The organism is Nocardioides alkalitolerans (genome assembly GCA_038184435.1).
Taxonomy (GTDB): domain Bacteria; phylum Actinomycetota; class Actinomycetes; order Propionibacteriales; family Nocardioidaceae; genus Nocardioides; species Nocardioides alkalitolerans_A.
Window position 1 is genome coordinate 4,133,043 of sequence record CP116227.1, and the last position, 15,626, is coordinate 4,148,668.

Consider the following 15,626-nt stretch of genomic DNA (forward strand, 5'->3'; position numbering starts at 1 on the left):
GCGTGGTGGCCACTTCGACAGAGACGCCGGAGCGATCGGCCGAGAGGTCGCGGAGCTCGGGGGGCGCGCTGACTGGCGTGTTGGCGGCCGCCCTGCTCTGCGTGCTGGTGCCCTTTTGGTTGACGACGCAGAGCCCTGGTACGCCCGCATATGGTCTCTGGTTCTACGGGCTGGGCATCACCATCTGGGCCGGGCTTCGGCTGTCCATCCTGGTGAGCGCCGGGCTCCCGCACCTGTATGGAGTCATTTTCTGGGTCTTCGTCTACGTGTTTCTCGGTATGGCCCCGATTATGCAGATGCGGACCGGCCTCCTACCCAACACAATCCCGAACGTCGATCGCAGCGCGGTTGCGCCGGCGTTTTGGATCGTCATCGTCGGCCTAATCTGCTTCGAGGTCGGCAGCTACTTCGGCCGGAAGCGTGGCCTTTCTGATGGCGGTAGCCGTCGCGAGCTGGCACCCGATAGGGTCCGGTGGTTCGCCGGGCTAGCACTACTCCTGGGCGTGGCAGTGCTTGTACAGGTCGGAGTTGCTGCGCACGTCGCCGATCGAGCGACCCTCCTCGCTGCGCGTAGCGCCGCGTTCTCCGGCGACTTCGCGACGCTGATCCTTGCGTCGGCGACCGTCTTTCCGCTGGTCGCTGTGCACGCAGTCTTTCGCGTGCGCAGGACTCAAGACCCCTCGCTTGGCAGATTCGGCCTTGGTGTCGCCGGTGCCGCGCTCTTTGCTCTCGTGGTATTCACGGTTAACCCGCTGACCAGTGCTCGCATCACCTTCGGCACGACCCTGCTCAGCCTCGCAGTGTTGTTCGGCGCCATAGCCACGGCAGCGCGGGTCCGCTTGCTCATCGCCGCCCTCGTAGCGGGCATGGTGCTGGTGTTTCCTCTCGCTGACATCAGTCGAGGAAGTTCTGATGACGGCGTCCTCAGCCTCGCGACGAGCGGTGACTACGACGCCTTTCTTCAAGTGGTGAACACCTACGACTATGTGGGCGCGAGCGGAGCTACCTGGGGCAACCAGATCCTCGGATCGCTGCTGTTCTTCGTCCCGCGGAGCGTCTGGCCAGGCAAGCCGATTGATACGGGTGTCCTGGTGGCGGACTTTCAGGGATTCCGGTTCCAGAACCTGTCGGCGCCGTTCTGGGCGGAGGGGTACATCAACTTCGGGTGGGTCGGCGTAGTCGGGTTCCTGGCCCTCATGGGGTACCTAACGGCGCGTGGTGACTTGCACCTTGCGGCGAACCTCAACGCGGCCGGGGTGCTCGGCTTGGCCGGCGTGGTGCTGCCCTTCTTCCTCCTCATCATCCTGCGAGGTTCCATGCTGCAGGCGATGGGGCAGCTCGCGGCCTTTGCGTTGGCGTTCCTCATCATCTCGCGTCGCGTCGATGACAAGTCTCCAGATGAAGCGCAGGTGGGCCCGGCCGGTACAGCGAATTGCCTCGAAAGATCCGGTCCTGACGCAGTGTGACGCGCGCGAAACCCCGACTGCAACCCAGAGGACCTAGGCTGCACCCTCGTGACCGAGGTGCACCGCCAGCCGTTCCGCAGCGATGTGCAGGGGTTGCGTGCCATCGCGGTCGGCCTCGTGGTGCTTTATCACGCTGGGCTTCCGTGGCTCAGCGGAGGTTACGTCGGCGTCGACGTCTTCTTCGTGATCTCGGGGTTCTTGATCACCAACCATCTCCTGTCCGAGCTGACCAGGACGGGCCGAGTCCAATTCGCCGCTTTCTACGCGCGACGCGCCCGCCGCATCCTCCCCGCGTCGGTCATCGTTCTTCTTCTCACGCTTGTTGCTTCGGTGCTCTGGCTTCCTCGGTTGCAGTGGCGCGCGACTTTCGAGCAGGCCCTCGCGACGGCGCTCTACGTCCCCAACCTCCTGTTCGCCAAGAACGGCACGGACTACCTCGCGGACAGCACGCCTTCTGTCTACCAGCACTACTGGTCGTTGGGTATCGAGGAGCAGTTCTACTTGATCTGGCCCGTACTGCTCGTCGGCACCTACGCCGTCGTGCGTCGCTCGCAGGCGCGCGTGGCCCTCGTGACCGTCGGCGTCGTCGTCAGCTCGCTCGTCGCCTGCGTGGCACTCACCGGAGTGTCCCAGCCCTATGCTTTCTTCTTGCTCCCGACCCGGGCGTGGGAACTGGGCGTCGGCGCCTTGCTGGCTCTAGTAGCCGCCCGGCTGCCGCGGGTACCGCAGGCGCTACGGATCATCGGAGCGTGGACCGGCTTGGCTCTCGTCATTGTGACCGCGGTGCTGTACGACTCCAGTGTGACCTTCCCCGGGTACGCCGCGACGGTGCCGGTCGTGGGCACTGCACTGCTTATTGCCTTCGGCGACACCGAGGGGCCGGGGCCTCGACGGCTGCTGAGCGTTCGTCCGATGGTGTTCATCGGAGCGATCTCCTACTCGCTCTATCTCGTCCACTGGCCCATCCTCACGATCCCGAAGCAGGCCGGTGACTACCCGGGGGAGCTGTCGCCGCTCCTGGCTGCCGTGCTCGTGCTGGCGAGCGTCATCGCCTCCTGGGTCCTCTTCAAGGTCGTGGAGAGACCCGCTCAGAACGCGTCGTTCCTGCGACGGACGTCAGCGGGGCGGAGCCTCGGTGCAGCGGCCGTTCTGACGGTCGTGGCCGCCTCGACCGCGGCCGTCGCGCTCGTCGCGTTCCACTTCGTACCGCTGCACAGCGACCGGACGGCAGCAGAGCGACCGCTCGCTCAGGAGCCGGAGTTCACGAACTACGTGCCGGTCAACCTGGAACCTCCACTCGAGGACGCAGCTTCCGACAACCCGGCCATCTACGCCACGGGTTGCCACGCTGACTTTGCTGACACCGACCCCGTCGGATGCGTGTACGGTCCTGAGTCCGCCCCCGTGGACGTGACCTTGTTTGGTGATTCGCACGCGGCTCAGTGGTTCCCGGCGCTCGAAGTCGCTGCGGCCATGGGACGCATTCGTCTGACGGTCCACACGAAGTCCTCTTGTCCGTCTGTAGACATCGTCAAGATGCGCGACGGCAATCGCTACACGCAGTGCGATACCTGGCGCGACGCCGTCATCCGTGCGAACGCCAGCGACCCGGCGGACCTCGTGGTCGTCGCCAACTACGCGCGCTCTGATGGCTTCGACAGCGTGGCGGACTTGCCGAGAGAGTGGGAAGACGGCCTGGAGTCGTCTCTCGAGCGTCTCCGGGCCGCTGGAAGCAGATCTCTCGTGATCGCGGACACTCCTCAGTTCCCAGGGGTTCCCGCGGTATGTCTCTCAGCGAACCTTGACGATGCCAACGCCTGCGCTGTAGGCCGACACGACGCCTTCGACGACGAACTGCAGAAAGTGGAGGAGTCGGCCGCAGCTGCCGCGGACGCCGAGTTCGTCGACCTGACCGATTGGTTGTGCGACGGCGACACCTGCGGACCGATCATCGGTGACCGGCTTGTCTATCGCGATTCCAACCACGTCACTGCCGAGATGAGCGAGGCGCTCGCTCCGGCCTTGCTCGAGGCGATCGAGGAGGCAGTTGACGAGTCGGGCTCTCTCGACGGGTCGCCGTAACTGCTGCGGGCCGCGGTGGCGTCGGCACGTAGGTGGGATGATTCTCTCGTGACCACCGAGCTCGCCGTCGAGACCACCCCGATCCCCGGCCTCCTGGTCGTCCGCCTCCCCGTCCACGGGGACTCGCGTGGCTGGTTCAAGGAGAACTGGCAGCGGGCGAAGATGACGGCGCTCGGCCTGCCCGACTTCGGCCCGGTGCAGAACAACGTCTCCTACAACGCGACCAAGGGCGCGACCCGCGGCATCCACACCGAGCCGTGGGACAAGTACGTCGCTGTCGCGACCGGTCGCGTCTTCGCTGCCTGGGTGGACATGCGCGAGGGCGACTCGTTCGGGGCGACCTTCTGGATCGAGATCGACGAGTCGGTCGCGGTGTTCGTGCCCCGCGGCGTCGGGAACTCCTACCAGGCGCTCGAGGACGGGACCGTCTACAGCTACCTGGTCAACGACCACTTCGTCCCCGGCAAGGTCTACCCGGCGCTCAACCTCGCCGACGAGACGGCGGGCATCCCCTGGCCGATCCCGCTGGCGGAGGCGGAGATATCGGAGAAGGACCAGAACAACCCGCGCCTCGCGGACGTCGCGCCGATGCGGCCGCGCAAGACCCTCGTCGTCGGTGCGGGCGGACAGCTCGGGCGGGCGCTCCTCGCCGAGTTCCCCGACGCCGATCGGGTCGACATGGTCGCCGGCGAGGGCATCGCGGCGCTCGACCTCACCGACGCCGACGCGGTGGCCGCGTGGCCGTGGGGCGACTACGGCGTGGTGCTCAACGCCGCGGCGTACACGGCCGTCGACGCCGCGGAGACGCCCGAGGGCCGCGTCACCTGCTGGGCGGCCAACGCGACGGCGCCGGCGACGCTCGCGCGCCTCGCCGCCGAGCACCGCTTCACGCTCGTGCACGTCTCGAGCGACTACGTCTTCGACGGCACCGTCGAGCTCCACACGGAGACCGAGCCCTACTCGCCGCTCAGCGTCTACGGCCAGTCCAAGGCAGCCGGCGACATCGCCGTCGGCCTCGCGCCCCGGCACTACCTGCTGCGCACCTCGTGGGTCATCGGTGACGGCGGCAACTTCGTGCGCACGATGCAGAAGCTCGCGGGCAACGGGGTGGCGCCGACGGTGGTCGACGACCAGTACGGCCGCCTCACCTTCACTTCCGAGCTCGCCCGCGCGATCAAGCACCTGATCGACGTCGAGGCGCCGTTCGGCACCTACAACGTGACCGGTGCCGGCGCCGTCCTGTCGTGGGCGTCCTACGCCCAGCAGGTCTTCGAGCTCTCGGGGCGTCCGCGCGAGGACGTCACGCCGATCACGACGGCGGAGTACGTCGCGGGCAAGCAGGTCGCGCCGCGCCCGACGCACAGCGCGCTCGACCTCACGAAGATCGAGGGGACGGGCTTCGTGCCGCGTGACGCGCTGGAGCAGCTGGCGGAGTACGTCGCGGCGGGCTGACCCGCGGGTCGTCGGTCACCACCGCGGGCGACGCATGACTTCTTTGAGCGCGGGGCGCACGTCGGCGAGGTAGACCAGCGCCGCGATCGTGAAGCCGATGTTGAGCAACCGCCCGATGAGCCCCAGCGGCACGAAGAGGGTGGCCAGCTCGAGCACGAGACCCACGGTGAGGATGCCCACCCAGGTCGACTTGGTCTGCTTGCCCGTCGCGTCGAAGGCGTCGGGGCGGAACCCGATCGCGCTCACGAGGGTGAAGCCCTTGACCGCGATGATCGCGAGAAGCAGGGCGAGCATGACCCACGATTCCACCTGGTACACCAGCACGAGGCCCAACACTAGGGTGTGCGGGGGCTCGGGAGGAGAAGGGAGACGTCGTGGTCGCCTACACGGAGCAGTCCGTGGCCGCGTTGCGGCAGACGGTGCGCCGTCTCCTCCAGGGCGAGGACGACGTCCGGACGACGGTGCCCGGGGTCGACGAAGCCGCGTTCCTGGCTGCTGCCGAGCGCCACCGTCTCGTGGTGTTCCTCGCGCTGCGCCAGGAGCAGCTCCGTCTGACGCCCGAGCTGGCCGCGGCGATCCAGGCGGCGGCCCGGGGGGAGCGCATCGCCACCCTCGGCATGGCACGGGCCCTGCACCAGGCGACGGACGCGTTGACGGCGGCCGGAGTGCGGGTGTTGAGCTTCAAGGGACTTGCCCTCGCTGCTCAGGCTCACGGCGACTTCTCCGCGCGTGGCTCGGGCGACCTCGACCTCCTCGTGCCGCCGTCCGAGATCGCCTCGGCGCGTGCGACCCTCGCGCAGGCGGGGTGGGCGCCCGACAGCTCGTACCCCGCACCCGGGCCGACATGGGCCTGGCGTCACACGGTGCGCAACTACTACGAGATCGCACTGCACCGGTCGGGGCTCTCCATCGACCTGCACTGGCACCTCGGTCTCGCTCGTAGCACCGCACCGTCGTTCGACACCTTGTGGGCGAGGAGGACGACCGTCGCGGTGGGAGGTCGGGACGTCGCGACCCTGTCGGTCCCGGATGCGTGGCGGCACTCGGCCATGCATGCGGCGAAGGACGAGTGGGGATCGCTGCGCAGCCTGGTCGACGTGCGGCTCCTGGGTGACGCCGTGGACCCCACGGAGGACGCCACGGTGGGAGCCGCCGCGCTCGCGACGCTGGGCGTCGTGCGAGCTCAATTGGGCGGTGAGCACGGAGGACTTGCCCCAGCGCGGGCGGTCAAGCGAGCGGAGGCGCTGCAAGCGTCAGCCCCCGACGTCTCGACCGGACGGTTCCCCGGACACCGGACGTTGCTCGGTGCGCGGCGGTTGGCTCGCGGAGTCAGCACCACTGGCGACCTACGTCGGCTTGCTGCGGTGACCGTGGCCCACCCCAGCGATCTGGGCCACGTCGGGGCGATCACCACGGGCGGTGCGGTGCTGGCGGTCGCCCGTGTGCGCGCCGCGACGGCGCGACGCCGCATCCGGGAGTGGCGTCACACCTGACACGGCACGAGGCCGGGAGCGCGTCGCACGCACTCCCGGCCTCGGTTGGCTCAGCCCCTGACGGGCTCGGTCGTCAGTCGCCGACCTTCTTCGCGGCCTCGGTCACGGCCGTGGCCGTCTTCTCGGCGGTCTTCTTCGCGGTGGTGCCGGTCGCCTTGGCCGTCGACTTCGTCGTGGCGGCCTTCTTACGCGTCGTGGTCGTCGCGCGCTTGGTGGCGGGCGACTTCGTGGCGGACTCGGCCGCCTTGCGGGCCTGCGACGAGGCGGTCTTGGCCATGGTCTTCGCGGAGCTCGCGGTCTTCTTCGCGGAGGTCTTGGTGGCCTTCGCCCGCGAGGCGGTGGTCTTCGCCGAGGCGGCGGCCTCCTGGGTCGACTCCTGCTTGCGGATGCGCTCGACGAGCGTCTCGCCGCGCTTCGCGAGGTCGCTGTAGGCCCCGGTCACGGTCGCGACGTACTCGTCGCTCGCCTTGCGGGCCTTCTTCGGCAGGGCGCGGGCCTCGGCCTGGAGGTCGGCGACGCGCGACTCGATGGCGGCGCGGCGCTCCTCGACCTCCTTGGTGATGAGCTCGACGCGCTTGTTGACGGTCGCGACGGCCTGGTCGCGCAGGGCCTCGGGCTTGAGCTCGAGGTTCGTCGCCTTCTTCTGGGCCTCGGTCGCGCGGGCCTGGACGCCCTTGACGCGCGCCTCGACGTCACCCTGGAAAGCGGTCACCTTGGCCTGCGTGGTGCTCACGTACTCCCGAACGACCTCGACGGCGAGGTCGACGACGCCGGCACCGGCGTACAGGCCCTTCTGGGCCTCGGACTTGATGTCGAACTTGGTGGCAGCCATGTCCACTCCTTCTGCTTGTGTGCGGGGATCAGCCTTCGCTGGAGTTGAGCGCCAGGAACGACGCGTACACCTCGAGAAGGGACTGTTTCTGCCGCTCCGTGAGGTTCGGGTCGGCGAGCACCGCGAGCTCGACGGAGCCACCTCCGCCGTCCGTCGGGCTGACGATGCCCGCGCGGATGTAGAGCTGCTCGGCGGAGATCCGCAGTGCCTTGGCGATCTGCTGCAGCACCTCGGCAGAGGGCTTGCGCAGGCCGCGCTCGATCTGGCTCAGGTAGGGGTTCGACACGCCCGCCTGCTCGGCGAGCTGCCTCAAGGAGAGCTGCGCCGAGGTGCGCTGCTCCTTCAAGTACTCACCGAGAGTCTCGACGGTCTTGCCGACCTTGCCCTTTGCCATGGGATCCATGGTGCTAACTCCAGCTAGCAAACTCAACCCCTGAGTAACGTGAGTCGGGGCACAGGCTGCGGCGAATGCGGCCACCGAACGGGTGAGTGGCGCGATGGTGGATCGCTTGCTCCTGCTTGCAGGCGGCAACGGTCGTTGCGAGCCGCCGGAACTCTTCCCAAAGTTGCGGCCGACTTGCTTTGTGCGGAGCCCTCTGGCGTGGGACAGTTGTCGTCGGAGCGAGTCTGCCGCTGGCAATCCCTGACGGCCGGTGGGTGGGTGACCTCCAGGGGCCGCCCTGCCGAACCCCAGAGGGCAGGGCGGCTCCGCTGCTTCGGACGGTCGTCCGGATGCGGCTGCCGCGCTGGCAGGATGAGCCCGTGGCAGCCGTCCCCCAGCACAGTCCGAGCCCGCGCCTCCTCGACGACATCGAGCTGCAGGCGCTGGGGGTGTTGGCACCGACAGTGCGCCTCGACGAGCTGGAGCTCCCTCGCGACCTGGACGGGCTGCCGGCCGTGGACCTCGTGGACCCCGAGGGTCTGCCCCTCGCGCGGGTCAGCCTGACCGGGCACGACGCGGGGCGCCTCGAGCCGCTCTCCCGCCCGTCCTACGGCCCCTTCCGCCGGTTGCGGCTCACCCCCGACGAGCGGCGGGACCGTCACCCCGGCGCCGTCGTCGTGCCGGTCGAGTCAGCGCTGACCCCGGCCCAGCTGGCGGACGTGCGCGGCGCCGGCGCCCCGGTCGTCCTCCTGGTGCTGGCCGGTACCGGCTGGCCCGTCGGCACCTCCCCGCTCGCGCTGGTGCGCTCCACGGTGACGGCGGTCCGCGATGTACCCGACGTCCACGTGGTCGTGGTGCCGCTCGCGCGCACGGGCGACGCGGAGCGTGATGCCGAGCGGCGGCAGCGGGTCCTGGCGGCGTACGCCGACGGTGCCACCCTCATCGAGCTGCCGGCGGGCAGCGGTGCGGCCGCTGCGGCGACCGACGCGCGAGCCGAGGGAGTGGTCGTCTTCTTCACCGGGTTGTCCGGCAGTGGCAAGTCCACCCTCGCCCGCGCGCTGGTCGACGAGCTCCTCGAGCGCACGGACCGCACGGTGACGAGCCTCGACGGCGACGTCGTCCGCCGGAACCTCTCCGCGGGCCTGTCCTTCTCCCCGGCCGACCGCGAGACCAACATCCGGCGGATCGGCTGGGTCGCGGCGGAGATCGCCCGGCACGGCGGGGTGGCCGTGTGCAGCCCGATCGCGCCGTACGACGCGACCCGCCGCGAGGTGCGGCGCACGGTCGAGGAGGCCGGGGGACGGTTCGTGCTCGTGCACGTCGCGACCCCGGTCGAGGAGTGCGAGCGTCGGGACCGGAAGGGGCTCTACGCCAAGGCGCGGGCGGGGGAGATCACCGACTTCACGGGCATCTCGGCGCCGTACGAGGTGCCCGGCGACGCGGACGTCGTCGTCGACACCACCGGCCTGTCCGTCGAGGCGTCTCTCGCGCCGGTGCTGGCGGCGGTGGGTCTCATGGCTGCCTCCGAGCCGCGGTCCGCCCCGGAGCCCGTGGCCGACCCGCTCCGGGTGCTCGTGGTGTGCACGGCCAACATCTGCCGCTCGCCGTACCTGCAGCTGGCCCTCCAGGCCGCTGCGGGGCAGTCGGTGGAGGTGACGAGCGCGGGCACGCACGGCTTTGTCGACAAAGAGATGGACGCCGAGATGGCGGCCCAGGCGACTGCGCGCGGGCTCGACCCCGCGGGCTTCCGCAGCCGCCCGCTGACCCGAGAGCTGGTGGCCGCTGCCGACCTGGTGCTTACCGCCGAGGCGCGCCACCGCACCTTCGTGCTCGAGGAGCACCCGGCCGCGTTCAAGAAGGTGTTCACCGTCGGCCAGTTCGCCCGCGGCGTCGCCGGCCTCCCGGACGGTACGTCGCCGCGCGAGGCGGTCGCACGACTCGCCGCCAGCCGGCCTAGCGCGGACGGCGCGGACATCGCCGACCCCTACCGGCGCGGCCCCGCGGCGGCGGAGGCGTGCGCGGATCACATCGACCGTCTCGTCACAGAGGTCACGCCCGCCCTCGTGCGCCGTTAGGCTCCCGACCATGAAGATCGCCGTCGCGGGCCTGGGGTACGTCGGGCTGTCCAACGCCGTCGTCCTCGCCCAGCACCACGAGGTCGTCGCCGTCGACGTCGACCAGCACCGGGTGGACCTCCTCAACGACCGCAAGTCGCCGATCGAGGACCGGGAGCTGGAGGAGTACCTCGCGACGAAGCCGCTGAACCTCACCTCCACGCTGGACAAGGCCGCGGCGTACGCGGACGCGCGTTTCGTGGTCGTCGCGACGCCGACGGACTACGACGAGCGGACCAACTACTTCAACACCTCGACGGTGGAGTCGGTCATCGCCGACGTGCGCGCGGTCAACACGGACGCGACGATCATCGTGAAGTCCACGGTGCCGGTCGGCTTCACGGAGCGGGTGCGCTCGGAGAACCCGGGCGCCTCGGTCATCTTCTCCCCGGAGTTCCTCCGCGAGGGCCGGGCGCTCTACGACAACCTGCACCCCTCCCGCATCGTCGTCGGCGACACGGGGGAGCGGGCCCGGGAGTTCGCTGCGCTGCTCATCGAGGGCGCGATCGAGAAGGACGTGCCGACGCTCTTCACCGACGCCACCGAGGCGGAGGCGATCAAGCTGTTCGCCAACACCTACCTGGCGCTGCGCGTGGCGTACTTCAACGAGCTCGACACCTACGCGGCCGTGCACGGGCTCAACTCGTCGCAGATCATCGAGGGCGTCGGGCTCGACCCCCGCATCGGCGCGCACTACAACAACCCGTCGTTCGGCTATGGCGGCTACTGCCTGCCGAAGGACACCAAGCAGCTGCAGGCCAACTACTCCGACGTGCCGCAGAACCTCATCTCCGCGATCGTGGAGGCCAACACGACGCGCAAGGACTTCATCGCCGAGGACGTGCTGCGCCGCAACCCGACCACCGTGGGCATCTACCGACTCATCATGAAGTCGGGGTCCGACAACTTCCGGGCGTCGTCCATCCAGGGCGTCATGAAGCGGATCAAGGCGAAGGGCGTCGAGGTCGTCATCTACGAGCCGTCGCTTGAGGACGACCTGTTCTTCAACTCGGAGGTCGTGGAGGACCTCGACGAGTTCAAGAAGCGGGCCGACGTCATCATCGCCAACCGCCGCACCGACGTGCTGGCCGACGTCGCGGACAAGGTCTACACGCGGGACATCTACGGCCGGGACTGATCCGCCCTGGTCTAGACCGTCCGGTTCCGCCTCGGTGAACACGGGGCGGGCGGAAACGAACTGCCGGAGAATCGCTCCGTTCGCAGCGCGCGTCAGGGCGTTGCTGTGACGCGCCGGGCCGCTCGTCGGACCCGGCGCTGCGTCGTGCGGCCGTCACGTCGCGTCTCTGGGGAGTGTCGACCGTGGGTGTTGTTGCCAGTCAGCCGGAACGAACTCGTTCGTCGTCGGGTCGTTCTCGTTCTTCTTCGCGGGGACGCGGGCGTCGCTCCACCTGGCAGAAGCTGCGGGCGGCCATGACCCCGGAACCGAAGCGGCGCAACCCGGCGACTCGCTACGACCTCCAAGGCGTTCGCGGGGTCGGCGTCATCCTCGTCGTCATCGGTCACCTCTACCTCGCCCCGCAAGGCGTCTTCACGGCGCTCGACATCTTCTTCGTCCTGTCGGGATTCGTCATCACCAAGGTCCTGCTGGACATGGCGGACGAGCACGGTCGCATCTACTTCGTGCCGTTCTACCTCGCCAGGGCGCGACGGCTCCTGCCCATGGGGCTCTTCGTGACGGCGGTGACCATCGCGGCGAGCTACTGGGTCTTCAATCCCGAGCGCGGCGATCGCATCGCCGAGGACGGCTTCTGGTCGAGCATCTTCTGGGCCAACTGGCACTTCGCGAACCAGGGGACGGACTACTTCGCCACGCAGGGCAAGTCTCCCTTCCTCCACTACTGGTCCCTGTCGGTGGAGGAGCAGTTCTACGCCGTCTGGCCGCTGCTGCTCTTCGCCGTCATCCTCGCCTCGCGTCGGATGCGGTCGAATCGCCCGGCGCTCTTCGCGGCAGTCTCGGCTGTCGTGGTGGGCTTCTTCTGCTACTCCCTGTGGCACTCGGTTGCCGCGCCCACCGTCGCCTACTTCTCGACGTTCGACCGCGCCTGGCAGTTCGGGATCGGGGGTCTGCTCGCGATCGCCCAGCCGGTCCTCGCGCGCATGCCGTCGCGCGTCGCGATCGTGCTGAGCTATGGCGGCTTCCTGTCGCTCGCGTTCCCCATCTTCCTGCTGAACCACGAGGTCGCGTTCCCGGCGCCGTGGGGCCTCCTGCCGGTGCTGTGCACGGCGGCCGTCGTCGCGGCGGGCGTCGGGCGTGACACGCGGAAGTTCGTGCTCATCGACAACCGCGTCATGACGTACATCGGGGACATCTCGTACTCGGTGTACCTCTGGCACCTGCCGCTGATCGTGCTGCTGCGACCGTTCTTCGAGGTCGACTGGCAGTACGAGTTGGCCGTCATCGCGCTGACAGCCCTCTTGTCGGTCGTCTTCTTCTACCTCGTCGAACGGCCCATGCGGACGGCGCTGTGGTTGATGACTCCCCCCGAGAAGAAGCGGTTCAAGCGGCGCGTGCGGCGATCTGAACGCAAGCGCCGCCAGCGCACACTCGTCCAGGGATGGGTCGCGGCGGGTTTCGCGATGGTCGTCGTCGTGCTGGGTGTAACTGTCGCTCAGCCAGGTGTCGACACCCCGCCGCCGGCAACAAGCCCTGTGGCCAGCTCTGGCCCTGCGGCGACGGGTGAGCCGGATATGTCGGAGCTGGTGGTCTCGCGACGTGCGCAGATGATCACCGCCCTCGGCGCGTCGGACTTCCCCGAGCTCACCCCGCCGCTCGAGGAGCTCGACACCGACGTCTGGAGGCGACAGCTCGACCAGGTCGCATGCTCCACCCTGGCTCGCGATCCCGCGACCAACTGTGTGTTCGGTTCGACTGCTGCGGACGCCCCGACGGCAGTCGTCGTGGGCGACTCGGTCGCTGCGGCCTGGATGCCCGGCCTCCTCAGCGCACTCGACTCGTCGTGGCGCATCGTGCAGCTCACGGGCAGCCAATGCGGGGCCTGGACCCTCCCGGGCTACTTCCGACCGGACGGGTCGCCCTACGCGGACTGCACCAGGATCAACGCTGAACGCGACGCGTTCCTCGCGGACGCCAGGCCAGATCTGATCATCCTTGCTAGTGGTGAGGACCATGTCGCCAATTCGCGGCGCACTGACATCAACTATTCGCCGCAGGGCGTGGCGGAAGTCGGACTGCGTGACACCTTGATCCGGTACGGCGCATGGACCGATCGCCTGGTTGTGCTGCAGCCCCGGCCCAAGTCGCCGTCCTTGGTTGAGTGCGTGAGTCGCGTCGGTGACACCGGCGATTGTGAGACGACGCCCAGTGACCGGTGGCGGGCTCAAGCGACAGGAGAGCGCGCCGCTGCCGAGGCGGCTGGTGCCTACTACGTCGCGACGGCGGGCTGGTTCTGCGTGGAGGATCGTTGCCCGGGTTGGCTCGGCCGGACCGCAGCCACAGTCGACGGCACGCACCTGTCTATTCCGTTCGCTGAGGCCCTCGCTCCGCTCCTCCGCGAAGAACTCGCTCGGGCAATGCCGTGAGCTGCTTCCCACCCAGTGGACGATGCGCTGGCCGTGAGACACCTGTCCGTACTCTGAACCGGTGTCCGTGACCCACCCCGACTACCGCCTGAGCCAGCTCGACCAGCTCGAGGCCGAGTCGATCCACATCTTCCGCGAAGTCGCCGCCGAGTTCGAGAAGCCCGTCCTGATGTTCTCGGGCGGCAAGGACTCGATCGTCATGCTGCGGCTCGCCGAGAAGGCGTTCTACCCGGCGAAGATCCCGTTCCCCGTGCTGCAGGTGGACACGGGCTACGACTTCCCCGAGGTGCTCGCCTGCCGTGACGAGTGGGTGGCCCGGCTGGGCCTCCGTCTGGTGGTGGCCTCCGTCGAGGAGGCGATCGCGAACGGGGTCGTCGTCGACGACGGCCGCACGACGCGCAACCGGATGCAGATCGGCACCCTCCTCAACGCGATCGAGGAGGAGGGTTTCACGGCGGCCTTCGGCGGCGGTCGCCGCGACGAGGAGAAGGCGCGGGCCAAGGAGCGGGTCTACTCCCACCGCGACGAGTTCGGCCAGTGGGACCCGAAGAACCAGCGCCCCGAGCTCTGGAGCCTCTACAACGGGCGCATACACGAGGGCGAGCACATGCGGATCTTCCCGCTGAGCAACTGGACCGAGCTCGACATCTGGCACTACCTCGACCGGGAGCAGATCTCGATCCCGTCGATCTACTTCTCCCACCAGCGTCGTGTCTTCGAGCGCGACGGCATGCTGCTGAGCGAGAGCGAGCACAACCCGCTGCGGGCCGGCGAGGTCGCCGAGGAGCGCACCGTTCGGTTCCGCACCGTGGGCGACCTGACCCTCACCGGGTGCGTGGAGTCGACCGCCGCGACGACGGCCGAGATCATCGACGAGATCGCGGTCGCCCGCCTCACCGAGCGTGGCGCGACCCGTGGCGACGACCGGTTCTCCGAGGCTGCCATGGAGGACCGCAAGAAAGAGGGCTACTTCTGATGGACCTGCTCCGCTTCGCCACCGCCGGCTCCGTCGACGACGGCAAGTCGACCCTCATCGGTCGCCTGCTGCTCGACTCCAAGGCCATCTTCGAGGACCAGCTCGCCGCCGTGGAGGCCACCAGCGCCTCCAAGGGCTACGACTACACCGACCTCGCGCTGCTCACCGACGGGCTTCGATCGGAGCGGGAGCAGGGCATCACGATCGACGTGGCCTACCGCTACTTCGCGACCCCGAGCCGCAAGTTCATCATCGCGGACACCCCGGGCCACGTGCAGTACACGCGGAACATGGTCACCGGTGCCTCCACCGCCGACCTCGGCTTGGTGCTGGTCGACGCACGTCACGGGCTCACGGAGCAGTCGCGCCGCCACGCGGTGCTGCTTTCACTGCTGCGCGTGCCCCACCTCGTGCTGGCCGTCAACAAGATGGACCTCGTCGACTACTCCGCGGAGCGGTTCGAGGAGATCAAGCGCGAGTTCAGCGCCTTCGCGACGAAGCTGACCATCCCCGACCTCACGATCATCCCGATCTCGGCCCTTAAGGGCGACAACGTGGTCACGCGGTCGGCCAACATGCCTTGGTACGACGGGTCCTCGCTCCTGCACCACCTCGAGAACGTCCACGTGGCCTCCGACCGCGACCTGCGCGACGCCCGGTTCCCGGTGCAGTACGTCGTGCGTCCCAAGTCGGACGAGCACCACGACTACCGCGGTTACGCGGGCCAGGTCGCCGGTGGCGTCTTCAAGCCCGGCGACGACGTCGTGGTGCTGCCGTCCGGCATGCCGGCGACGATCGCGGGGATCGACCTCTTCGACCGCGAGGTCGCCGAGGCCTACCCGCCCATGTCGGTGACGATCCGGCTGAACGAGGACGTCGACGTCTCCCGCGGCGACCTCATCGCACGGCCGAACAACCAGCCCGCGGTGACCCAGGACGTCGACGCGATGGTGGCGTGGATGAGCACGACGCCCCTGCGTCCGCGTCAGAAGCTGCTCGTCAAGCACACGACGCGCACGGTCAAGGCCCTCGTGAAGGAGCTGGACTACCGCCTCGACGTCAACACGCTCCACCGCGACCTCGAGTCGGGGGAGCTCGGCGTCAACGAGATTGGCCGCGTACGTCTCCGCACGCAGCAGCCGCTCCTGCTCGACCCCTACTCGCGCAACCGCACCACCGGTGCCTTCATCCTCATCGACGAGGCGACGGGTGTGACGGTCGGCGCGGGCATGGTGAACGACTGACCGGACGACGCCCGGCGTGGGAGG

12 protein-coding genes are annotated in these 15,626 nt (G+C 68.7%); 9 read left to right on the forward strand and 3 right to left on the reverse strand.

The features are described 5' to 3' along the window. The first annotated feature begins 2 nt into the window (after positions 1–2). The 3 genes from PIR53_19675 to PIR53_19685 are packed head-to-tail and all read left to right on the forward strand — an operon-like array spanning position 3 to position 5,000. A complete protein-coding gene (locus PIR53_19675; protein ID WZH52221.1) occupies positions 3–1,466 on the forward strand; it encodes a hypothetical protein in 1,464 nt (487 codons plus the stop codon). 48 nt (positions 1,467–1,514) lie between these two features. After that, positions 1,515–3,548, forward strand: coding sequence for an acyltransferase family protein (locus PIR53_19680; protein ID WZH52222.1), 2,034 nt, complete (start codon positions 1,515–1,517; stop codon positions 3,546–3,548). 48 nt (positions 3,549–3,596) lie between these two features. Next, positions 3,597–5,000 (forward strand): bifunctional dTDP-4-dehydrorhamnose 3,5-epimerase family protein/NAD(P)-dependent oxidoreductase, encoded by a 1,404-nt coding sequence (locus PIR53_19685; protein ID WZH52223.1) that lies wholly within the window; start codon positions 3,597–3,599, stop codon positions 4,998–5,000. 15 nt (positions 5,001–5,015) lie between these two features. Here the strand turns inward: PIR53_19685 and PIR53_19690 are convergent, their stop codons facing one another. Further along, positions 5,016–5,309: a DUF2516 family protein gene (locus tag PIR53_19690; protein WZH54482.1), complete on the reverse strand. Its 294-nt coding sequence runs from the start codon at positions 5,307–5,309 to the stop codon at positions 5,016–5,018. Positions 5,310–5,374: 65 nt separating this feature from the next. Here PIR53_19690 and PIR53_19695 point away from each other — a divergent pair, with 65 nt between their 5' ends. Next, positions 5,375–6,493: a nucleotidyltransferase family protein gene (locus PIR53_19695; GenBank protein WZH52224.1), complete on the forward strand. Its 1,119-nt coding sequence runs from the start codon at positions 5,375–5,377 to the stop codon at positions 6,491–6,493. Between the two features lie 73 nt (positions 6,494–6,566). On the opposite strand, the gene PIR53_19700 is transcribed toward PIR53_19695, so the two are convergent. Both PIR53_19700 and PIR53_19705 read right to left on the reverse strand, forming a co-directional pair. Continuing rightward, positions 6,567–7,325: a hypothetical protein gene (locus PIR53_19700; GenBank protein WZH52225.1), complete on the reverse strand. Its 759-nt coding sequence runs from the start codon at positions 7,323–7,325 to the stop codon at positions 6,567–6,569. A gap of 28 nt (positions 7,326–7,353) precedes the next feature. Next, positions 7,354–7,719, reverse strand: a complete 366-nt coding sequence (locus PIR53_19705) for a helix-turn-helix transcriptional regulator (GenBank protein WZH52226.1) — start codon at positions 7,717–7,719, stop codon at positions 7,354–7,356. Positions 7,720–8,087: 368 nt separating this feature from the next. On the opposite strand from PIR53_19705, the gene cysC reads away from it, so the two are divergent. The 5 genes from cysC (at position 8,088) to PIR53_19730 (ending at position 15,602) form a co-directional block, all read left to right on the forward strand. Continuing rightward, on the forward strand, positions 8,088–9,782 hold the full coding sequence (gene cysC / locus PIR53_19710; protein ID WZH52227.1) for an adenylyl-sulfate kinase: 1,695 nt from the start codon (positions 8,088–8,090) through the stop codon (positions 9,780–9,782). 10 nt (positions 9,783–9,792) lie between these two features. Continuing rightward, complete coding sequence (locus PIR53_19715; GenBank protein ID WZH52228.1) at positions 9,793–10,959, forward strand: nucleotide sugar dehydrogenase; 1,167 nt, start codon at positions 9,793–9,795, stop codon at positions 10,957–10,959. A 293-nt stretch (positions 10,960–11,252) separates the two neighbouring features. Beyond that, positions 11,253–13,382 carry an acyltransferase family protein gene (locus tag PIR53_19720; protein WZH52229.1) on the forward strand — a complete coding sequence of 710 codons (2,130 nt, stop codon included), beginning with the start codon at positions 11,253–11,255 and terminating at the stop codon, positions 13,380–13,382. A gap of 61 nt (positions 13,383–13,443) precedes the next feature. Next, entirely contained in the window at positions 13,444–14,358 is a 915-nt protein-coding gene (gene cysD, locus PIR53_19725; protein ID WZH52230.1) for a sulfate adenylyltransferase subunit CysD, read from the forward strand. Continuing rightward, positions 14,358–15,602 (forward strand): GTP-binding protein, encoded by a 1,245-nt coding sequence (locus tag PIR53_19730; GenBank protein ID WZH52231.1) that lies wholly within the window; start codon positions 14,358–14,360, stop codon positions 15,600–15,602. Before cysD ends, PIR53_19730 begins: the two co-directional genes overlap by 1 nt. Positions 15,603–15,626: the final 24 nt, after the last annotated feature.